Genomic DNA, 20,871 nt, shown 5'->3' with positions numbered 1-20,871 from the left:
GTGCTACGATCCGCGCATGCGTATTCCCAATCTTGGTGAGACCGAGCTGCTCGTGCCCCTGCATTCGGGCATGTTCGAGCAGCCGATGTGGCTCTCTTTCCTGCGCCAGCTGCGCCGTGCCTGCGCGGCCGATTCGGTGATGATCCGGATCAGCGGGGCGGGCGAGAGCGAGGACATTACTTTGCGAGATGGCGATCCGCTCGATCTCGGCAAGGCGGGCATGCGGGACGGCCGCGTCTACTCCGGCGCGGAGATCGGCAGTACCGCCGAAACGCTGCGCGCCATCCGCGTCGAGGCCGAAGCGCTATCTCTGACCCTTGCCGTCCATGCACCCGGCGCGCCGGGAGCCGAGCTGGCGAGCCTCCTGTCGGCGCTTGCCCCGCATTTGCGGGTCGCGCTGCGGGTGCTCGCCTCGCTCGAACGCGAACGCAGCCGTGCCTCGGTCAGCGCCGAGGCGTTCAGGCGAATGAATTTCGGCTGGATCGCGATCGACGAGCGCTGCCGGATCGTCGACTGCGATCCGCAGGCGCAACGCTTCCTCGAGCGCTCGGGCGCCTTGCGCAAAGGGCCCTACGACCGCCTCATCCCCTCTGCCCCCGCGGTCGATCGCCAGTTGACGGCGCTGGCCAAGGCCATGGCCGCTGACCGCCGGCATCGTCCGCGCGCGATCAATATCAGCCAGGATCCCTGGATCGATATCCTGGTCGCGCCGATGCGGCTCGACGCGCTGGCAGGCGAAGGGCGCGCCGTGGCTGTCGTCTACCTTCGCGGTGACCGCTCATCGAGCGCCGACCGGCACGAGCAGCTGGTCGACCTGTTCGACCTAACGCCCGCCGAAGCGCGGCTGGCGTGGTCGCTGGCGCAGGGTCTCTCGATTGCCGAGGCGGCCGAGGCGCACGGCCTGACGCTGGAGACGGCGCGCTACTACTCGAAGAAGATCTACGCCAAGACCGGCGCGCGCGGACAGGTGGACCTGGTGCGCAATATCCTCACCGGGGTACTGGCGCTGGCTTAATCGGTGCGCGCGGTGAGATCGGGCCAGAAGTGGTCGGCCCCGCGCGCGATCACGTCTTTCCCCAGGCGGCGCGCCCAATAGGCGTCGTTCCCGAACTCGGACCGCCACTGCCACAGGGGCCGGGTCAGGTCGTGCAGCGCGTATTCCTGCGTGAAGCCGATGGCGCCGTGAACCTGGTGCGCGACCGTAGTGCCCACTTCGACCGCGCGGTTCGCGCGCAGCTTGGCGGCAGCGATTTCGAATTCCGCATCCCCTTCATCGAGCGCCTGCGCGGCCCCGACAGCGGCGCAATTCGCCGCCGCCGCCTCGCAGGCGAAGGTGGCGAGTGATTGCTGCACGGCCTGGAACTTGCCGAGGGGGCGCCCGAACTGCTGGCGGTCGTTGACGTAGCCCACCACCATGGCGAGCGCTGCGTCGAGCGCGCCGGCAATCTGCGCCGCGCGGGCAAAGGCCATGAGGTGGAAGAACCGCTCGTCTTCTTCAGCGGCGATCCGGGCAACGACCATCCGCGGCAGATCGATGCCAAGCCCATGGTACCCGGCGAGCCGGAACACGGTCAGCGCATCGAGCCAGGTGCCGCCGAAGCCTCCATCGGCCTCGGACACCATGAGCAGAGGCAAGCCAAGTTCGTCGAGCCGGTCGCCATCGCGCTCTGCCGTGGCACCCGGCCCGAGTTCGGCGAACAGCGGATCGGCCGTTTCGGCCAGCATGCGGCGGGTGTCGCTCATCCCAGAGTCCTTCATCGAAGCCCCAGCCCCCGGGCAATGATGCCCTTGATGATCTCGCGTGTCCCCCCGCGCAGCGAAAAGCTGGGGCTGACCTGGAGAAGGTAGAAGCACACGGCGCGCAGCGCGGCGCTCTCGTTGTGCCCGAAATCGACCGCGGCCTGGACCAGCTGGGGAATCGCCTGCTCGTAGGAATTGCCAAGGTCCTTGACCATGGTTGCCTCCAGCGCCGGGTCTTCGCCGCGCGCCAGTTTGGCCGCTACCGAGGCGCTCATCAGGCGCAGCGTCCAGGCCTCTGCCGCGAGCCGTCCGACCAGCTCCTCCAGCGCGGGGTTATCCTGGGGCCCGGCATAGCGAACGAGCTCGAGAAACAGCGCCATCGAGGACAGGTAACGCTCCGGGCCAGATCGTTCGAGCGAGAGTTCGGCGGTCGCCTGCTTCCATCCCTCGCCTTCCACGCCAAGCAGGGCGCTGTCGGGCAGGCGGACGTCCTCGAAGAACACTTCGTTGAACTCGTGCGCGCCGGTGAGATCGATGATCGGCTTCACGCTGACGCCTGGGGCATCCATCGGGATGACAAGCTGCGAGAGGCCCGCTTGCCGCTCGCTACCCGCTTCGGTGCGCACCAGTGCGATCATGAAATGGCTGACATGCGCGCCGGTGGTCCAGACCTTTTGGCCATTGAGCACCCAGCCATCGCCATCGCGCCGCGCGGCGGTGCGGACCGAGGCAAGATCGGATCCCGATCCCGGCTCGCTGAGGCCGATGCAGGCGAACGCCTCGCCGCGCGCAATGGCCGGGACCCAACGCTCTTTCAGCTCGTCATTGCCGAGGCGCAGTAGCAGCGGCGCGCTTTGCCGGTCGGCGATCCAGTGCGCCCCGACCGGTGCGCCGGCCGCCAGCAGCTCCTCGATCACCACATAGCGTTCGAGCTGGCTGCGTTCGTGGCCGCCGTATTCCTTTGGCCAAGTCATGCCGAGCAGACCCGCTTCGCCCAGCCGGCGGCTGAACGCGGGATCGGCCTTGGTCCAGCTGTTGGCGCGGCGCACCGGATCCGGCTCGCCATGCTCGGCCACCAGCGCGCGGACCTGCTCGCGCAGGGCAGGGGCGGTATCGGGCCAATCGACCACTTCGGTCGCGAATGTCTGCATCGAAATCCTCTCTCGCCCGTACCTCTCACCAATTTACCGCCGCACCGCAAGACCCGTTGCATCGAGCAACGAATCCCGACAGTGTGCGGGAGAGAGACGAATCCCCCCGGAATCGCGAGAGGAGAGAGACAATGACCGACTACAAGAACCTGATCGACGGTGAGATGGTCGACAATGGCGAGTGGCTGGAGGTTCTGAACCCCGCCAACGAACAGGTGGTCGGACGCGTGCCGGCATGCGGCAAGGACGAGCTCGACCGCGCCGTCGCCGCCGCCCGCCGCGCCTTCAAGGACTGGAAGAAGACCAGCCAGGAAGAACGCCAGAAGGTCGTCCAGGGCATTGCCGCCGCGATCAAGGACAACGCTGACGAGCTTTTCCGCCTCCTGACGACCGAGCAGGGCAAGCCGCACGCGCAGGCGCAGCAGGAGATTTACGGCGCTGCCGGTCTTGCCGCCGCGCAGTCGACGCTGACGCTCGACGACGTCATCAACCAGGACGATGACACGCGTCTGTCGCGCACCCGCCGCGTTCCGGTGGGCGTGGTCGGCGGCATTGTGCCGTGGAATTTCCCGATCATGATGGCGATCCAGAAGATCGTGCCCGCGCTGGTCGCCGGCTGCACCATCGTGCTGAAGCCTTCGCCCTTCACGCCGCTGACCACGCTGCGGATTGCCGAGCTGATCAAGGACGTGGTCCCGGCAGGGACCGTCAACATCATCACGGGCGAAGACAATCTCGGTCCGATGATTACCGAGCATCCGGACATCGACAAGATCACCTTCACCGGCTCGACCGCTACCGGCAAGAAGATCATGGAAGGCGCCAGCGGCGATTTGAAGCGCATCACGCTTGAACTCGGCGGCAACGACGCCTCGATCGTGCTGCCGGATGCCGATGTCGAGAAGGTGGCTGAACAGCTGTTCTGGTCGAGCTTCTCCAACGCCGGCCAGGTCTGCATCGCGGCCAAGCGTGTCTACATCCACCAGGACATCTATGACGATTTGTCCAAGGCGATCGCCGAATACGCCAAGACCGTCGTCGTGGGCGATGGCTCGCAGCAGGGCACGGGCGTCGGCCCGATCCAGAACAAGAAGCAGTACGAGCGCGTGCTGGAGCTGATCCAGGACGCCAAGGACAATGGCTACAAGTTCCTTACCGGCGGCGACAAGGATCCCTCGGGCACAGGTTATTACGTGCCGATCACGATCCTCGACAATCCGCCCGAAGACGCGCGCATCGTGGCCGAGGAACAGTTCGGTCCGGTCATGCCGCTGATGAAGTTCGAAAGCGTTGATGAAGTCATCGAGCGCGCGAACAATTCGGAATACGGCCTTGCCGGCGCGGTCTGGACCAAGGACACCGAAAAGGGCGTCGAGATTGCCGAGCAGCTCGAAACCGGCACGGTGTGGATCAACGAATTCATGCAGCTGTCGCCCTTCGCACCTTTCGGCGGGCACAAGCAGTCGGGCTTCGGCGCCGAATACGGCATCGATGGCTTGAAGGAATTCACTTATCCGCAGGTCATCACGGTCAAGCGCGACGCGGCCGTCTGATAGGGTCTCCTAGTCCGGGCGGGGCGGGCCGAAGCCTGCTCCGCCCGGTGTCAGGATCACAAAGGCATCGCCGGGCTTCATGTCGGCCGACCCGGTCGCGCCGATTTCCTCGCACGTGCCGTCGGCCCGCTCGACCCAGTTGCGTCCCGGCGCTGCATCGACCCCACCACAGATGCCCTTCGGCGCCACTTCGCGCCTGTTGGCGAGCATGTTGGCGCGCATCGCTTCGAGGAAGGTGATGCGCCGTTCGACGCCGTTTCCGCCGGAATATGCGCCTTCCCCGCCAGAGCCTTCGCGGATGGCGAAACGATCAAGCCTCACCGGTAGCCGTGTTTCCAGGATCTCCGGGTCGGTCAGGCGCGAATTGGTCATGTGCGTCTGGACCGCGCTGGTGCCCGGATGGTCTATTCCAGCGCCCGAACCGCCGCATATCGTCTCGTAATACTGGTGATCGGAATTGCCGAAGGTGAAGTTGTTCATCGTGCCCTGGCTCGGCGCCAGCCGGCCGGTCGCGGCGAACAGCGCATCGGTGACCACCTGGCTCGTCTCGACATTGCCGGCCACGACGGCTGCGCCGGGATTTGGATTGAGCATGGAGCCTTCCGGCACGACCAGCTCGATCGGGCGGAGGCACCCGTCGTTCATCGGGATCGCGTCGTCGATCAGCGTGCGCACGACATAGAGTGCGGCGGCCCGGGTGATCGACTTGGGCGCGTTGAAGTTGCCGGGCAGCTGGTCGCTTGTGCCCGAGAAATCGAAGGTTGCCGCGCGCCGCTCGCGGTCGATCCGGATGGAGACCTTCACTACCGCGCCGTTGTCCATGGGATAGGCAAACGCGCCGTCCTCCAGCCGGTCGAGCAGGCGGCGCACGCTCTCTTCGGCGTTGGCGAGGACGTGATCCATGTATGCGGTGATCACCGCTCCGCCCTGTTCGCGCGTGGTTGCCGCGAGCAATTCCATGCCCCGCGTGCAGGCGGCAAGCTGGGCTCTGAGGTCCGAAAGGTTGCGGTCCGGATTGCGCGCCGGATGGGTTGCCGAGGCGAGCAGGGCGCGCATCTCTGTCTCGCAGAAGCGCCCTTCGTCGACGAGCAGGACGTTGTCGATAAGGACGCCCTCGTCCTCGATCGTGCGGCTTTCGGGCGGCATGGAGCCGGGCGCGATGCCGCCGATGTCCGAATGGTGCCCGCGCGCAGCGACAAAAGCGTCGGGTTCGGCGCTTTCGGCCTCGAAGAACACCGGCACGATGACCGTGATGTCGGGCAGGTGCGTGCCGCCGCGATAGGGGTCGTTGAGGACATAGGCATCGCCGCGCTTGAAACCGCGCCCGTCGCGCGCAGCGCCCCGCGCCTCGATGACCCGCGCAACGCTGTCGCCCATGCTGCCGAGGTGCACCGGGATGTGAGGTGCGTTTGCGATTAGAGCGCCTTGGCGATCGAACAGCGCGCAGGAGAAATCGAGCCGCTCTTTGATGTTCACCGAAGTGGCGGTGGCTTGCAGGACAACGCCCATCTCCTCGGCAATCGCCATGAAGAGGTTGTTGAAGATCTCGAGCCGGACCGGGTCGACTTGCGTTCCGACGGCGGCCGCGCGTTCGGCGGCTTGGGCGCGAGAGAGGACGAGGCTGCCATCCTCCGCGCGGGTCGCTTCCCACCCCTTCTCGATAACCGTGGTGGATGACGGGTCGATGATGAGGGCGGGGCCCTGCACGCTCTCCCCCTCCCGCATCGAAGCGCGGTCGCGCGTGGGCCAGCTGCCCGAGGCTTGCGCGCGGACCTCCGCGGGCTCCGCAACCGCCTCGCCAAGGCCGCCCGCCGATCCGCTGGCTTCCACGCTCAGCGCTTCGACAATGATCGGCGCCTCTTCATCGGAATAGCCGAAGCGCTGGCGATGCAGGGCGCGGAAATCGCTCGCCATGGCGTCGCGTTGGCCGCAGGCGATGGTCAGCAGGCTGTCGCTGCCTTCGAAGCGCAAGCGCGCGCTGCGGGTAAGGGTGATCGCGCTTGCCGGAATGCCCTGACCGACCAGCGCTGCCCGCGCCTCCTCTTCCAGAGGCTTGAGCGCTTCGGCGAGGTCTTCGCTGAGCGGACGCACGAGGCTTGCCTCGCGGATCACCTTCATGGGTGCGATGCCGATGCCATAGGCCGACAGGATGCCTGCCAGCGGATGGACCAGCACCGTCTCCATGCCCAGCGCATCGGCCACACGGCACGCGTGCTGCCCGCCCGCACCGCCAAAGCAGGCGAGCGCGTAGGCCGTCACATCATGCCCGCGTGCTACGCTGATCTTGCGGATCGCGTTGGCCATATTGTCGACCGCGATGGCGAGGAAGCCTTCGGCGATCTCCTCGAGCGACGTTGTCTCGGGAAGGCGCTCGGCAATCTCTTCCAACCGCTGCCGCGCGGCGTCCCTGTCGAGCGGTGCGGTGCCGTCCGGCCCGAAGACATGCGGGAAGAAGGCGGGGTCGATGCGACCGAGGAAGAGATTGCAATCGGTGACCGTCAGCGGGCCGCCCTTGCGGTAGCAGGCCGGGCCGGGATCGGCGCCGGCGCTGTCCGGACCGACGCGGAAGCGCCCGCCGTCGTACTGGCAGATCGAGCCGCCGCCCGCCGCGACGGTGTGGATATGCATCATCGGCGCGGCCACCCGCACGCCGGCGACAACGCTGTCGCCGGTCAGCTCGTAATCGCCGGCGTAGTGGGCGACGTCCGTGCTCGTCCCGCCCATGTCGAAGCCGATCAGCTTTGTGTGCCCGAGCGGCGCACTGGCGGCGACCATGCCGACAACGCCGCCTGCCGGGCCTGAAAGGATGGCGTCCTTGCCCCGGAAGGCGCCGACTTCGGCCAGTCCTCCGTTGGACTGCATGAACCGCAGGGCTCCGGTTTCAGGCAGGCCTCCTTGCAGCCCGTCGGTGTAGCGGCGCAGCACCGGGGACAGATAGGCATCGACCACGGTCGTATCGCCCCGCGGGACGATGCGGATGAGCGGCGCGACCTCGTGGCTGACGCTGACCTGCGTGAAGCCGGCTTCGCGGGCGAGGGCGGCCAGGTGCTCCTCGTGATCGCGGTAGAGCCATCCGTGCAAAAGGACGATGGCAAGTGCGTCGAAGCCGTCCTGGCGGAGCTGTTCGAACTGGGCGCGGGCCCGGTCGTCATCGAGCGGTGTCAGCACCTCGCCAGTCGCCGAAACCCGCTCGGAAATTTCGATCACATGGCTGGGAAGCTGCTCGGGCAGGACGATATGCCGCGCAAAGATATCCGGCCGTGCCTGGTTGCCGATCCGCAGAGCGTCGCGGAAACCCTCGGTAATCGCCAGCGCAAGGCGCTCGCCCTTGCGTTCCAGCAGCGCGTTGGTGGCGACCGTCGTGCCTACGCGCATCTCGGCAATCGGCCCTTCGCCGTGACGCTGCATCAGGCGGCGCACCGCCTCGCTCGCGGCATCGGCGTATTGGCCCGGATTTTCGGACAGCAGCTTGTCGGTGACCAGCCGGCCATCGGGCGTCAGCGCGACGACATCGGTGAACGTCCCGCCACGGTCGACGGCGAAACGCCAGGCTCCAGATGCGCTACCGCTGCTCATGCCTGCCGGATTTGCACGCCCGGCGCGGCAATACAAACGCTTCCTGCGGCAAAAAATCGAGGCAGGGCAAGGTTATCGGTGCAGCCCCTTACTCCGCGTTAACCATTTTTCGATAGCCCCTGACGCTGCGGAATACGGGGCTTGGGCCCCGCGCAAATGGGGGGCATCGATGCAGCAGTCCGATCGCGCGCAAGCGCAGCACACAAAGCACTCTTCACCTGTCGACGAATGGACCCGCGGCTACGTCGCACCCGGTTTCGAACCGGTAGCGAATGCCTTTGCTTCCGCGATCCAGGCACAGACGGCGCTGGGGGCGGCCTGCACCATCATTCACCGGGGCGAGATAGTGGTCGATCTCCAGGGCGGCTGGCGCGAAAAAGCGCGCACGCAGGCCTGGCAGTGTGACGACATCGCGCTCGTCTATTCGCTTACCAAGGGCCTCACTGGCATGGCCGCTGCCGTCGCCGTGTCGCGCGGCCTGTTCGCCTATGACGAGCCGGTGGCCGACATCTGGCCCGAATTCGCCGCGCATGGCAAAGGCTCGATCACTGTAGGCGAAGCCCTGTCCGAACAGGCGGGCCTTGCCGCGATTGATCACAAGCTCACCCTCGACGCGATCGGTGACGAGGAAACCATCTGCGCCGCCATCGCGCGCCAGAAACCCAATTGGGCGCCGGGCCGCTATTCGGGCAACCACGCCTACACGCTGGGCTGGATCGCCAGCGAGCTGATCCATCGCCGCGACCCCGAAGGGCGCCGCCTACCGTGCTTCTTCAACGAGGAGATCGCAGGCCCGCTCGGCGCCGATGTCTTCCTCGGCCTGCCCGACAGCTTCGAGCGCGAGCGGATCGCGCGCATCCAGGGCTTCGGGCTGCAGGATCTCTTCATCCACCACACGACCATGCCCTGGCCGCTAACCTTCAAGATGTGCCTGCCGGGGACGCTCGCCTTCCGCACGCTCAACAACCCGCTGATCCTAGAAGGGCCCGGTGCCCTCGATTGCGAGGCATTCTGGCGCGTGGGTCAGGGCGCTGCCGGAGGCATGGCGTCGGCCCGCGGGCTTGCCGCGCTCTACAACGCCTTTGCCGAAGGCGGGGAGGCGCTGGGCGTCACCGATGAGGTGATGGACACGCTCAAGCAGGGCCATGCCTATCCCAGCGGCGGCCTCAAGGACCAGATCCTCACCGCCGACATGTATTATTCCTACGGCTTTGAAAAACCGTTCAGCGAGTGGGAATACGCCCGCACCCGCAGCGCCTTCGGCAGTTTTGCCGTGGGCGGCAGCCTAGCCTTCGCCGACCCCGACGACGGCGTGGCCTACGCCTGGATCACCAACCAACTCGGAACCGGAAAATGGGACGATCCGCGCGAGAAAATCGTGCGCGACGCCTTCTATGCCTGCCTGGAGATGAACGCATGAGCATTGCCCAGATCGTCCTGTCGGACCTCCACCTCGGAGCGCGCGACAGCTTGCTGACCCATGTCAACGCAGCGAGCGAGATCATCGATGGCCCCTCCAGGGTCCTGTCCGCCTTTGCCGAAGGCCTCAAGGCGACCCTTCGCGCAGATGAGAAACCCCAGCTGGTTCTGCTCGGCGACGCGCTCGATCTTGGCCTGTCGCCCTTCGGCGATGTGTCGAACAGCTTCCTCCAGCTGCTTGATGCCTTCTTCCCGAAGGATGGCCGCGAGCTGTTCAGCCGCGAGATCGTCTATGTGGCGGGCAATCACGACCACCACCTGTGGCGCATGGCGCAGGATCACTGCTTCATCAACGCGCTTCAGGGCGGCGAAATCCCGCGCGACCTCGAACATGTGACCAAGATCATCGGCCGGCCCAACCACACCTGCCGCCTGATGGAATCGCTGATCGCCCACCGCCCGCATCTCGCCGGTGCCAGCGTGCGGATCGCCTATCCCAACTGGGGCCTTGCCGACAAAGACAGCGGCCGGGCGGTGGTCATGCACCACGGACACTACCTCGATGGCATGTACCGCGCCTTGTCGAACCTGCGCGGTTTCCTTGAGAATGGCGAAGCGCGCCCTGCCACCATGCACCAGCTCGAGGCCGAGAATGGCCCGTGGATCGACTTCCTCTGGTCGGACCTCGGCAGCGCGGGCGAAGTCGGCGGCGATGCGGGATCGCTCTACGCCACCATGCTGAGCGCCGGAGCGAGCCATGACTTTGCCGAAAGCATGGCGCGCCGGATCACCGGCGGGCTCAATTCCAAGCTCGGCATCAATCCCAAGATGCAGCTCAAATACGGCATTTCGATCGAGAACCTGATCCACGCCGGCGTCGACCTGACCGCCGGCCGCGCCGCTGAGCGCCAGCGTGACGGCTACGGCCATGTGCTGGGCGAAGCGGAGATTGAGGACATCGGCTGGTACCTGTCCACCCCGATGGCAGCGCAATTGCGAGACGAGCTTGGCGATCTGCCGCGCGAACTTAATTTCGTGTTCGGGCACACGCACAAGCCGTTCCAGGACGAGCTCAGGGTCGATGGCTATGAACTGCCGGTCGGCGTCTTCAACACTGGCGGCTGGGTGCTCGACGAGCCGACGCTGATGCCGGTGCAGGGCTGCGCTGCCATGCTGGTGTCGGATGACCTTGAAGTGGCCTCGCTGCGCCTGTTCAACGATCCGACCGACGGCACCATGGCTCCGGTCCGGGTGGAGGGTAGCGGGCGCGTCTCGCGCCTCGCCGACGAAGCAGGCGAAGCGGTGGCGCGCGCCGCCGATGTCTGGGCGGATTTCTCCCAGATCGTGCACGGCCGCATCCAGCACGAGGCGGATGTGAAGGTCCGCGCCATGCTCGACAAATCCAACGACGTCCTGCGGGAGGCAGCCGAATGACCATGCAAAAGCGCATCGCGAAGAGCCTCTCCAAGGCCAAGTCGCATTACACCGTCCTAGTCATCGGTTCGGGCTACGGGGCCGGTGTCGCCGCCTCACGCCTCGCGCGCGCCGGGCAGGATGTCTGCGTCCTCGAACGCGGCAAGGAACGTCTGCCGGGCGAGTACCCGAACAAGCTTTCCGAAGCGCAGGACGCGGTCCAGATCAACGCCAAGGGTGGCCGCATCGGCGATCCTGATGCGCTGTTCGAAGTGCATGTGAACGATGACCAGTACGCGCTGGTGGGCTGCGGGCTCGGCGGCACGTCGCTGATCAACGCCAACGTTTCGCTCGAGCTCGACAAGCGTCTGCTCGACGAGGCGCACTGGCCGGCTGCGTTCCGCGACCATGCGCAGGAAATCGATCCCTATTACGAACGCGCGCGCGAAATGCTCAGCCCCAATCCCTATCCCGACAGCCACCCGGCGCTCGGCAAGCTGGAGGCGCTGGAGCATTCGGCCAAGACCATGGGCGAGCGGTTCTACAAGACGCCGATCAACGTCACTTTCGAAGATAAGCTCAACAAGTTCGGCGTGCCGCAGCCCGCCTGCACCAATTGCGGCGACTGTGTTTCGGGCTGCAATGTCGGCGCGAAGAACACGACGCTGATGAACTACCTGCCCGATGCGGCGAACCACGGAGCGGACATCTTCACGCAGGCCAAGGTCCTGTGGGTCGAACGCGAAGGCGAGCGCTGGCGCGTCCACCTCGAACCCAATGGCAAGGATGCAGCGAAGGGGCCGGCAAGCATCACGGCCGACCACGTCATCCTCGGAGCCGGTGCTATCGGCTCGACCGAGATCCTGCTGCGCTCGCGCGAGAAGGGCTTGCCGCTTTCCGACCGCCTTGGCGCAGGCTTCTCGGGCAATGGCGACGCGCTGGGCTTTGCCTACGACAGCTATCTCAAGGCCGAGAAGGACGGTGATACGCTCACCGCAAAGCCGCTTTACGCCATGGGCGTGGGCGCGGCCGATGTGACCAAGGAAGCGTACCCCGGTCCCTGCATCACCGGCGTCATCGACATGCGCGGCACGCAGGATGTGACCAAGGGTCTGGTCGTGGAAGAGGGCGTTGCGCCCGGCATTCTCGCCGGCGCGCTGGCTCCTGCTTTCTTCTTCGGTGAGGCGCTGGCCGATGGGTTTACCCGCTTCGGCATGGACCAGGTCAAACCGCGCCTGCTCGATGCGAAAGCGATGGGCGAGGCGGTCCAGACCGATCCGGGAAGCATTGCCGATTGGGCCTACAAGGGCCCGATGGCGCGCACGCAGATCTACCTCGTGATGAGCGTCGACGATTCCGGCGGGCAGCTCGCGCTCGAAGATGACCGCATCGCGATCCACTGGAAGGGCGCGGGCGAGCAGCGCAGCTTCCGCCGCGATGATGACACGATGCGCGAAGTCGCCGAGGCGATAGATGCGCAGTATTTCTCCGACCCGCTGTGGAGCGATCCCTTCGGCAAGAAGCTGATCACCGTGCACCCCATCGGGGGCTGCAGAATGGGCGATGACGCCTCACTTGGCGTGGTCGATGACAGCTGCCGTGTGTTTGCGGGCACTGATGGCACCAAGGTGCATGAAGGCCTCTACGTGTGCGACGGCGCGGCTCTGCCGGGCGCAGTCGGGGTCAATCCGCTGCTGACCATCACGGCAGTGGCCGAACGCGCGGTCGAGAAGCTGGCGCAGCGCCAGGGCTGGACCATCGATTATGGACTCGCCGCAGAAGAGCCGCTGCCCGAACCCGAGCCGGAAGAAGCCGAAGAAGCGGAAGACGAGCCCGTCGCTGCAAACTTCGGCACGAAGCTCGAATTGTCGGTGGCCAAATGGGTCGCGGGTCACGCGATCGATCCGGTTTCGCGCAGCATCGAAGGCGTCGCGAAGCATTTCGAGGCTGGCGCTGTCGACAAGGGCAAGGCGGCCATCCGCCAGCTGGTGAAAGACCATCCCGAAGCGATGAGCCCCGGCCTCTCCTTCACCGAGACCATGGCCGGCCATATCAGCGCGACCGGGTGCCATCATCGTGCCTGCAACCAGGCCGAACGCATCCGCGACGACTACGCCAATGGCGAGGCCTGGGGCCGCACCGAAGGCAACGAATGCGAATTCCTGCTGACGGTCACGACCGACAACCTCCACCGCATGATCGAGGAAAAGGAGCATCGCTCGCGCATCACCGGGACGGTGACGGTCAGCGCAATCTCGCCCGACCCGCTGCCGGTTCGTGAAGGCACCTTCCGCCTGCTTGTCGCCGATCCGGCGAAGGCCGAAAGCTGGAAGATGCTCTACGACATGGTGCTGGAAGGGCCGGAGGGACCGATCCACTTCCACGGCTTCAAGACGCTGGAACAGCGCGGGCAGGGCCAGACGGCTTCGGACCCCTGGACCGATCTCACCACGCTGTTCGTCACCCTGCGCCACGGCGAGGACGCGAGCGGCGCGCTGATCGGGCGCGGCGTACTCAAGCTAGGCATCGACGAGTTCATGCGCCAGCTGACCACGATCGAGGTGCACGACACGGACACGCTGGTGGGTCATGTCGTCAACCTGATCCCGCGCGCCAAGAAGGCGATCGAGACCTATTTCGTCGCCAAATACGCGGGCTTCTTCGCGATGACGGTGTTCCGCGCCTATGGCGGGATGTTGGCAACGCTCAACGATTTCCCGGGCAAGGATGCGGCCAATCTGGTCGCGCGCACCATGCGCCTCCCGCCGGCCGAACGCCATGTCGTACCGACCGGCGACGGGGTCAACATCGGCCTCACACGCTATCGAGGCGGTTCGCGCGGGCCGCTCATGCTGGCGCCCGGTTTCTCGGTCCGTGCATCGAGTTTCGCCACTCCGACGGTTGAGGAGAACCTGACCGAGAGCCTGGTCGCGCAGGGGTATGACGTCTGGTTGTTCGATTACCGCGCCAGCGCGGATTCGGGCAACGATACCGAGAACCCGCCCGAGTTCACCATCGACGACATCGCCCGGTATGACTGGTCGGCGGCCATCGCCAAGGTGCGCGATGTCTCGGGTGCGGACAGCGTGCAGGCTATCGCCCATTGCGTGGGTTCGATGAGCCTACTCATGGGTCTTGGCGCCGGGTGGGTCACGCATGTGCGCTCACTCATCTCCTCGCAGCTCACGCTGCATCCGGTGACCGACTGGCTGAACTACATGAAGGCCGACCTTGGGGTGGCAGGCGCGCTTGGCGAGGTCTCGCTGCTCGACGGGCATCTCGACTTCGTCAGCCAGGGCAGCGAGGCGGACTACGAGATCGACGCGATCGCCTACCAGATCCCCGTGCCCGACGGGCAGGCCTGCAAGAACCCGACCTGTCGCCGCGTGTTCGGCGTGTTCGGGCCGAGCTGGGACCACAACCAGCTTGGGCACGATACGCACCTTGCACTCGGCAGCATGTTCAGCCGGGTTTCGCTGAAGCCGTTCGAGCAGCTGCAGGATATCATGCGCGAGGGGCTTGCCGTCGATGCCGAGGGCCGCGCCGCCTATACCAGCGACGAAGCCGCCAAGCGCCTGGCGCTGCCGATCAGCTTCCTGTCGGGGGCGACAAACAAGATCTTCTACCCCGAAAGTGGCCAGCGGACCCGTGTGTGGCTGCAGGATGCGAACGGGCGTGATCTCTACCAGCAGCGGATCGTGCCGGGTTATGGCCACATGGACCTGTTTATCGGCCACAAGGCCAGCCGCGACGTGACCCCGGTGATCCTGGAGCAGCTCGAGTGGCTCGACCGGGCTGTCGATGCGCAGGGGCACCGGCGCTCGGCCTGACGCGGGCTAGAGCATGGGCAGGAGGGTGAGACTAGACCTCACTCTCCTGTGCCCAGCGCTCGAGCTTTCGGTAAATCGTGCTCGGGTTGACCGCGAGCTCCTTCGCGGCGCGCGTCACGTTTCCGCCGCTGCGTTCGATTGCTGCTTCGATAGCCAGTTTCTCGATCTCGGCCAGCGTTTTTCCGCTGAAGTCGAACGGCGCTGCGAGAGGCGGGGTCCGGGCCTCCAAAGTTGTCTCTACTGCCGGCAGAGGCGCCGGAGCGTAAGCTGGCTCGGCGAAGTCCGCAGCGGGCGAAGCGGACAACGTCACCTCGACTTCGTCGCTTTCGGAAACCACGATGGCCCGCCTCAGCGCATTCTGCATCTCGCGGACGTTCCCGGGCCAAGGATAGGCGAGGATACGGGCGCGCGAGGCGGCGCTGAGGCGCAGGCCCGGATTGCCCTCTTCGCGGGCGATGGATTCGGTCAGCCGGTCGGCCAGCAGCAGGATATCGTCGCCGCGGTCGCGCAGCGGGGGAAGCTGCACGGGAATGACGTTCAGGCGATAGAACAGGTCTTCGCGGAACCGCCCCGCCGCGACCTCCTTGAGCGGATCGCGATTGGTGGCGCACACGATGCGCACATCGACCGGCTCGGCCTTGGAGGTGCCGACCCGCTGGATCATGCCGGTCTGGATGAAGCGCAGGAGCTTGACCTGCAGCTTCAATTCCATCTCGCAAATTTCGTCGAGAAATAGCGTACCGCCATCGGCCGCCTTGGCGGCACCGATGCGGTTCTCGACAGCGCCGGTGAAGGCGCCTTTCACATGGCCGAACAGCTCGCTTTCGAGCAGGTTTTCCGGGATGGCACCGCAGTTGATCGCCACGAAGGCGTGGTTGCGCCGCCGCGATGCGGAATGCAGCGCCTCGGCGGTCACTTCCTTGCCCGTGCCGCTTTCGCCGGTCACGAACACGGCGGCGCGGGAATCCGCGACCTGCTCGATGGTCCGGAACACCGAGCGCATGGCGGGTGATGATCCGATGAAGCCATGAAAGCTATCGCCAGTGGCGGGTCTTTCCCCCGGGGCGGCGGCCGGCTGCTGCTGCGCGCGCTCGGCGGCGGCTGCTATAGTGGCAAGCAGGCGCGATCCGGCGACCGGCTTAACGAGGAAGTCGAAAGCGCCGAGCCGCATGGCGGCAATCGCCCGCGACAGGGACCCGTCCGCAGTGACGACCACGAAGCTCGGGCCATCGTCCCGGCGTTGTTCGAGCAACGAAAGGCCGTCGCCATCGGGCAGTTGGAGGTCGAGCAGTGCGGCCGCGAAAGACCCCTCTGCCAGGGCCTTGCGTGCCTCACCAAGCGTGGCGGCGAGGCTAACCTTGTAACCTGCTTCCTCGAGCTGCGCGGCGTAGCCCAGGGCGAGCGAGGCGCTGTCTTCGATGATGAGTACGGCAGGCTTGGACATGGTTTACTCCGTAAGGGCGAATTCGGCCTGCGACCCGTCATCACTGGCGTGGATCCAGCGCAGTTCCCGCTCGTCGCCGAAATGCTTCATCGCGCCAGCAACAAGGCCGTGCGCGATGTGCGCGAAAGGGCGGTGCGAGGCGTATTCGACATGCAGGGTCGTGCCGTCTGCCCGCGCGGTCACGCTGGGCGGGCTGGTGTCGGGATACAGCACCTTCACCTCTTCATGGATGTGGTCGCCGACATGGGCCAGCAGCGCTTCGGCGGTCGCGTAGCGCCCGACGATATCGGCATAGAGAACGGTGAAACGCTCGAACAAATAGACGCCGAACTGGTGACACAGGTCGGCTGCATCGGCCCCGGTCTCGCGCGAGGCAGCTTCGACGACGCGGACAGCTTCCTGCCAAGGGTACTGTCCGACGCGGGAATAGGCCCCGCCATGGGGCAGCCCGGCATCGGCCAGAACCTTTTCGGCAAACACCGGGCCTCCGGCCTTGTCGAGAAACCCGACAAGCTCTGAAAATACGATCCCCTTCACCGCGATCTCCTGTGCAATCCGCAAACTCTTCACCGCAACCTGCAAGAGGCGTGCCGAAGCTGGGGTCCGTATTTCGAGCACTTTTGTGCGCTCGTTCTCGCATTCTGCGAGGGCTTGTTGCAAAATGCAAGAGTGTTTGCCGCAATTTGCGAGAAGGTGTGGCGTTTTGCCCCCTATGCGAACGGAAAACCGCAGAAATCCACGTTTGGCACGGTGCTTGAAGATGGGCCTGCAGATCATTGCGGAGACGACCATGCCTACTTCGACCACACGCAGCCTCATCGGCTTCACGGCGCTGGCCAGCCTGCTTGGCGGCTGTGTCGCCGGACCGGCCCCGGCGAACCATCGGGCGGCACTCTACGCTCCGCAGCAATTTGCAGCGGACAAAGGTGGCCATCCGGAAGGAGAATGGGAAGGCATGCCTGTGTCCACGCGGGTAGTCGAAAGCTGCCGCTCGCAGGTCCCCGGCGACATTGCTGGCCTGCGCCGCGCGTCGCGTGCCGAGTTCGCCACGGTCAACGCGCCGCTCGCTCCAGGCGATCGCCTCTCCATCAACGTGCTCGGTGATGTGGATCGTCTCACCGGCACCTATGTCGTCGAAAGCGACGGCACGGTCCGCCTGCGCGGGATTGCCCCGTCCCGCGCAGGCGGCCTTCCGATCGAAGTGGTGGAAGCCGCCCTGCGTTCGCGTCTGGTCGAAAGCGGGATGGTGAAGCCCCTGCGCAACGCCGTTTCCATCTCGCTGGTGGAATCGGCGGGTGTCTCGGTGGCCGTGGCGGGCGCTGTGTTTGACCCCAACGCCGTGCGCGCCGGCGAGCGTACACAGGAAAGCCGCATCGGCCTCAAGGAAGGCGCCGTCACAGGCGACGCCAACGTGTCCCGCTCGGTTGCAACGGCGATCCGCGCGGCGGGCGGCGTTCGCCCCGATGCGGATATCGAGCGCATTTACCTCGTCCGCGGCGACGCTTTCGTCGAGCTGGACCTTTCCGGTCTCGTTCGCGGATTTGCGGCCGACGACATCGCGATCACAACCGGTGACCGGATCATCGTCCCGAGCCGCAGCTGTTTTGCCGCAGACCTGGTGCGCCCGACCCCGCTGACGACGCCGGGTATCCGGGTTTACATGTCCAACCTGACGCGCAGCGCCAACAACAACGCCGGCGCGGCAATTGGCAAGGAAACCACTTCGCTGCCCTATGGCACCCGTCTGCTGCAGGCGCTGGTTGCAGCCAATTGCGTTGGCGGCAGCTACATGCAGTCCGATCGCCGCGCGGTCCTGATCTCGCGCAACCCGATGAACGGACGCAGCGTGGTGATCGAGCGCGACATCGAGAAACTCGTGCGCGAAGCCGACCGTGACACCTACGACCCCTTCCTTATGCCGGGCGATGCGATTGCCTGTTACGATAGCCGCTGGACCAACCTCAGCGAGGCTATCGGCGTGGTTTCGCAAGGTCTCACGCCGGCAATCCTGGTCAACGGTGCCCTGTGATGGAAACCGCAGCTCCTCCTCAGATCCCGGCGCACTCGCGCTTTCTTGAGCGGGTCTGGATCGTCGTGCGCGACGGCCTGCCTTCGGTGGGGCGCTACAAGCGCTACCTTGTGGCCCTGGCCGGTCCGATGGCAGTCATCTGGGGGATCACCTTTGCGTACATCCTGTTCGCGCCCGATCGCTACGACAGCCGTATGACGCTGATCCTCCCGGGTACGGGTGTTGGCGGGTCGCTCAACCTGGAATCCATTGGCCAGGCCAGTAGCACCACGGCTTCGGCCTTCTCGAGCCCTTCGCTAAGCCCGACCGAGAATTACAAACGCCTGCTTACCTCCGACATCGTGCTGCGCGACGCCGCGAAGCGCGCCGGTGAGGAGCAAGGGGCGTTTCCCAAGCCCTCCATCAAGCTGATCGACCAGACCAATCTGATCGAGGTAGCCATGCCGGCGGGGGATCCCGTCGCCGCGCAGGCCCGTATGCGGGCGCTGGAGGCCGCATTCACACAGGCCCTCGACACGCTGCGTGCCGACGAGGCCGACGCCCGCGAAAGCGCCGATGCCGCGCGCATTGCCGAGCTCGAATCCAAGGTTGACGAGGCACAAAAGGCCCTGCTCGACTTCCAGGGTGAAACCGGCCTCGTATCGCTCGACCAGTTTGCCGGGCGCGTTTCCGCGCTGGACCAGCTCAAGGCGAGCGAACGCGACCGGCGCGTGCAGTTGCAGGAAAGCCGGGCGGGGGCAGGGCGGCTTGCCGCAACTCTCGACATCTCGCTGCCCCAGGCGCGCATGGCAATGCGGCTGAAGGCCGATCCCGAATTCCGCAACCTGCTGACCCGCTACGCCGATGTGGCCGCCCAGCATTCCGAAAGCGGTGCGACGCTGGGCGATGCGCACGCGACTATGGAAGAGCTTTCGGCCGAACGCGACGCGCTGCGCACGGCCCTCGCAAGCCGCGGCGCTGCGGTGAGCGGAGCCAGCGGCAGCACGGTCCTGTCGTTCTCCGATCTCGCCGTGTCGGACACGCGCGAACGCCTGTTCGCCACACTGACCGAACGCGATGCAAGCGGAGCCGGGCACGGCGCTGCGCTCGCCGAGCTGCGCCGCCAGATTGCGGAGCAGTCGGGCGACGCTCAGCGTCAGGTGGAGCAGGCGGCGCGCCTCGCCGACCTGCTGCGCGACCTGCGCGTGGCCGAAGCGGTATTCAGCTCCGCGCTGGCCCGTCTCGACACCAACAAGTCGGATCCTTTCGCCTCCTATCCGCTGGTCCAGATCCTCGAGGCGCCCTCCTATCCCCGGGCAAAATCGGCACCCTCGCCGCTGCTGGCGATCCTCGGTGCGCTGGGTGCCAGCCTCCTCACTCTCTTTGGGTTTCTGCTGATATGGCTGCGCCAGCCGATCATCCGCAAACTCCTGCCGAACGCCTAGTCGGCGGGGCCATCGCGGCCACCTGGCTGCTGTGGCTGGTCGGCGGCCTGTATATCGCCGGCCCGGTCATCGGCTGGCTTCTCGCTGCCCTGGTGTTCGCCGAACTGTATACCGGTCGCGCGCCCGTTGCGCGCGTTCCGGGGCTGGCGTGGTTGTGGCTCGGCGCGATGGCGGCGATGCTGGTGATCCTGTGGATCGGCCACTCCAACTCTTCGCTTGGTGCGGGCCAGACGATCAAAAGCTCGATCGGCTGGGCCAAGGGATGGGCCCTGCTGGCGCTGTTCCTCCTCGCTGGCGCTGTGCTGGATATCCGCATGGCGGTCATCGTGCGGTCCGTGTGCCGCCTTGGCCTGTGGACACTGGCGCTGCTCCCCCTCTTTATCGCTGCGCCTTTCCTCGGCCTGCCGGAAACGCTTTGGGTCTCGCCGCTCAAGATCGTCGGCGGTCCGGGGCCGGAGTATTTCGCGACCACGCTGTACACGATCGAGCCGGGGGTCGGGACACCGCGCTGGCAGTTCTTTGCGCCCTGGTCGCCGGCCGCCGGGATGGTCGCCGTGGTGTTCATCCTGCTTGCAGCGCAAGAGCGTGTCGTTGGCTGGCGCCTTGCAGGTATTGCCGGTTTCCTGATGATCGCGCTGATGTCGCAGTCGCGCCTTGCGCTTGTCGCGCTTGCCGTGATTGCTCCCGCGGTCTGGGCAGCCTCCCGGATTGATCGGGGATCGACCTGGCTGCTGGCTGCGCCCGTTCTGCTAGGGATCGGCATGTTCGGCACTGAGCTTGTCGCTTTCCTCGACCAGATCATGAACGACTTTAGTTCGGCCCGCGCCGATTCAAGCCGGGTCCGCGCCGCGCTCGGACGTATCGCGCTCGATCGTTGGGAGAACGAAGCCTTCTGGTTCGGCCATGGCGTGGTCGAGAACGGTCCACACCTGGTCGAATACATGCCGATCGGCAGCCATCACAGCTGGTACGGTCTGCTGTTCGTCAAGGGCCTCGCCGGTGCGCTCGCGCTCGGCATTCCGCTGGCCGCTACGCTCGGCAACCTGCTGCTCCGCGCCCGGCTGGGAGGCCTGCAACGCGCGGGACTAGCGATGACGCTGACGCTGTTCCTCTACTCCTTCGGTGAGAACCTGGAGATCCTGGCCTACCTCTTCTGGCCGGCGCTGCTGGTGATCGGCAAGGCGCTTGTCCGGGTGGAACCCGATCCCCGCTAACAAAACGAGCCTGTAGTCAAGGCACCTCTCGCCGATGCGAGCTATTGCCGCACCCTTCTGGCAAAAGGAAACCGCCCC

Annotated in this window: 13 protein-coding genes; 8 read left to right on the top strand and 5 right to left on the bottom strand. The window is 65.8% G+C overall.

Annotated features, from left to right (window positions below; translation table 11 throughout):
* Positions 1 to 16 precede the first annotated feature (16 nt).
* A complete protein-coding gene (locus KUV82_RS12645; protein WP_219954607.1) occupies positions 17 to 1,015 on the top strand; it encodes a helix-turn-helix transcriptional regulator in 999 nt (332 codons plus the stop codon).
* On the opposite strand, the gene KUV82_RS12640 is transcribed toward KUV82_RS12645, so the two are convergent.
* Complete coding sequence (locus KUV82_RS12640; protein ID WP_219954606.1) at positions 1,012 to 1,743, bottom strand: acyl-CoA dehydrogenase family protein; 732 nt, start codon at positions 1,741 to 1,743, stop codon at positions 1,012 to 1,014. The genes KUV82_RS12645 and KUV82_RS12640 overlap by 4 nt on opposite strands.
* An 11-nt stretch (positions 1,744 to 1,754) precedes the next feature.
* The gene (locus tag KUV82_RS12635; protein WP_219954605.1) at positions 1,755 to 2,891 is read right to left on the bottom strand and encodes an acyl-CoA dehydrogenase family protein; all 1,137 of its coding nucleotides are present in this window, start codon (positions 2,889 to 2,891) and stop codon (positions 1,755 to 1,757) included.
* 131 nt (positions 2,892 to 3,022) lie between these two features.
* On the opposite strand from KUV82_RS12635, the gene KUV82_RS12630 reads away from it, so the two are divergent.
* The gene (locus KUV82_RS12630) at positions 3,023 to 4,444 is read left to right on the top strand and encodes an aldehyde dehydrogenase family protein (protein ID WP_219954604.1); all 1,422 of its coding nucleotides are present in this window, start codon (positions 3,023 to 3,025) and stop codon (positions 4,442 to 4,444) included.
* 9 nt (positions 4,445 to 4,453) lie between these two features.
* On the opposite strand, the gene KUV82_RS12625 is transcribed toward KUV82_RS12630, so the two are convergent.
* Positions 4,454 to 8,020 (bottom strand): hydantoinase B/oxoprolinase family protein, encoded by a 3,567-nt coding sequence (locus tag KUV82_RS12625; RefSeq protein WP_219954603.1) that lies wholly within the window; start codon positions 8,018 to 8,020, stop codon positions 4,454 to 4,456.
* Positions 8,021 to 8,189: 169 nt separating this feature from the next.
* Here KUV82_RS12625 and KUV82_RS12620 point away from each other — a divergent pair, with 169 nt between their 5' ends.
* Genes KUV82_RS12620 through KUV82_RS12610 form a run of 3 tightly spaced genes read left to right on the top strand, consistent with a single transcriptional unit; the run spans position 8,190 to position 14,682 of the window.
* A complete protein-coding gene (locus tag KUV82_RS12620) occupies positions 8,190 to 9,440 on the top strand; it encodes a serine hydrolase domain-containing protein (protein ID WP_219954602.1) in 1,251 nt (416 codons plus the stop codon).
* Positions 9,437 to 10,873, top strand: coding sequence for a metallophosphoesterase (locus KUV82_RS12615; protein ID WP_219954601.1), 1,437 nt, complete (start codon positions 9,437 to 9,439; stop codon positions 10,871 to 10,873). Before KUV82_RS12620 ends, KUV82_RS12615 begins: the two co-directional genes overlap by 4 nt.
* Positions 10,870 to 14,682, top strand: a complete 3,813-nt coding sequence (locus tag KUV82_RS12610) for a GMC oxidoreductase (RefSeq protein WP_219954600.1) — start codon at positions 10,870 to 10,872, stop codon at positions 14,680 to 14,682. Before KUV82_RS12615 ends, KUV82_RS12610 begins: the two co-directional genes overlap by 4 nt.
* 31 nt (positions 14,683 to 14,713) lie before the next feature.
* Here KUV82_RS12610 and KUV82_RS12605 read toward each other — a convergent pair whose 3' ends face one another.
* Together KUV82_RS12605 and KUV82_RS12600 are read right to left on the bottom strand one after the other, a co-directional pair.
* Entirely contained in the window at positions 14,714 to 16,126 is a 1,413-nt protein-coding gene (locus KUV82_RS12605) for a sigma-54-dependent transcriptional regulator (RefSeq protein ID WP_219954599.1), read from the bottom strand.
* Between the two features lie 3 nt (positions 16,127 to 16,129).
* Positions 16,130 to 16,663, bottom strand: coding sequence for a heme NO-binding domain-containing protein (locus KUV82_RS12600; RefSeq protein ID WP_219954598.1), 534 nt, complete (start codon positions 16,661 to 16,663; stop codon positions 16,130 to 16,132).
* 253 nt (positions 16,664 to 16,916) lie between these two features.
* On the opposite strand from KUV82_RS12600, the gene KUV82_RS12595 reads away from it, so the two are divergent.
* Genes KUV82_RS12595 through KUV82_RS12585 form a run of 3 tightly spaced genes read left to right on the top strand, consistent with a single transcriptional unit; the run spans position 16,917 to position 20,793 of the window.
* Positions 16,917 to 18,155 (top strand): polysaccharide biosynthesis/export family protein, encoded by a 1,239-nt coding sequence (locus KUV82_RS12595; RefSeq protein WP_219954597.1) that lies wholly within the window; start codon positions 16,917 to 16,919, stop codon positions 18,153 to 18,155.
* A complete protein-coding gene (locus tag KUV82_RS12590) occupies positions 18,155 to 19,579 on the top strand; it encodes a GumC family protein (protein WP_219954596.1) in 1,425 nt (474 codons plus the stop codon). The genes KUV82_RS12595 and KUV82_RS12590 overlap by 1 nt, the downstream gene beginning before the upstream one ends.
* Positions 19,534 to 20,793 carry an O-antigen ligase domain-containing protein gene (locus KUV82_RS12585; RefSeq protein ID WP_219954595.1) on the top strand — a complete coding sequence of 420 codons (1,260 nt, stop codon included), beginning with the start codon at positions 19,534 to 19,536 and terminating at the stop codon, positions 20,791 to 20,793. The genes KUV82_RS12590 and KUV82_RS12585 overlap by 46 nt, the downstream gene beginning before the upstream one ends.
* Positions 20,794 to 20,871: the final 78 nt, after the last annotated feature.

Origin of the sequence: Qipengyuania flava, assembly GCF_019448255.1 — a bacterium.
Taxonomy (GTDB): Bacteria; Pseudomonadota; Alphaproteobacteria; order Sphingomonadales; family Sphingomonadaceae; genus Qipengyuania; species Qipengyuania flava_A.
The sequence above is the reverse complement of the archived record's forward strand: the minus strand, read 5'-3'. Positions and strand labels throughout refer to the sequence as shown.

Bases quoted from the DNA above. Each gene is read 5' to 3' on its own strand.
- KUV82_RS12585 (WP_219954595.1), top strand. From the start codon at position 19,534: ATGGCTGCGCCAGCCGATCATCCGCAAACTCCTGCCGAACGCCTAGTC.
- KUV82_RS12620 (WP_219954602.1), top strand. From the start codon at position 8,190: ATGCAGCAGTCCGATCGCGCGCAAGCGCAGCACACAAAGCACTCTTCA.
- KUV82_RS12595 (WP_219954597.1), top strand. From the start codon at position 16,917: ATGCCTACTTCGACCACACGCAGCCTCATCGGCTTCACGGCGCTGGCC.
- KUV82_RS12625 (WP_219954603.1), bottom strand. From the start codon at position 8,020: ATGAGCAGCGGTAGCGCATCTGGAGCCTGGCGTTTCGCCGTCGACCGT.
- KUV82_RS12610 (WP_219954600.1), top strand. From the start codon at position 10,870: ATGACCATGCAAAAGCGCATCGCGAAGAGCCTCTCCAAGGCCAAGTCG.
- KUV82_RS12630 (WP_219954604.1), top strand. From the start codon at position 3,023: ATGACCGACTACAAGAACCTGATCGACGGTGAGATGGTCGACAATGGC.
- KUV82_RS12615 (WP_219954601.1), top strand. From the start codon at position 9,437: ATGAGCATTGCCCAGATCGTCCTGTCGGACCTCCACCTCGGAGCGCGC.
- KUV82_RS12640 (WP_219954606.1), bottom strand. From the start codon at position 1,743: ATGAGCGACACCCGCCGCATGCTGGCCGAAACGGCCGATCCGCTGTTC.
- KUV82_RS12645 (WP_219954607.1), top strand. From the start codon at position 17: ATGCGTATTCCCAATCTTGGTGAGACCGAGCTGCTCGTGCCCCTGCAT.
- KUV82_RS12605 (WP_219954599.1), bottom strand. From the start codon at position 16,126: ATGTCCAAGCCTGCCGTACTCATCATCGAAGACAGCGCCTCGCTCGCC.
- KUV82_RS12590 (WP_219954596.1), top strand. From the start codon at position 18,155: ATGGAAACCGCAGCTCCTCCTCAGATCCCGGCGCACTCGCGCTTTCTT.
- KUV82_RS12635 (WP_219954605.1), bottom strand. From the start codon at position 2,891: ATGCAGACATTCGCGACCGAAGTGGTCGATTGGCCCGATACCGCCCCT.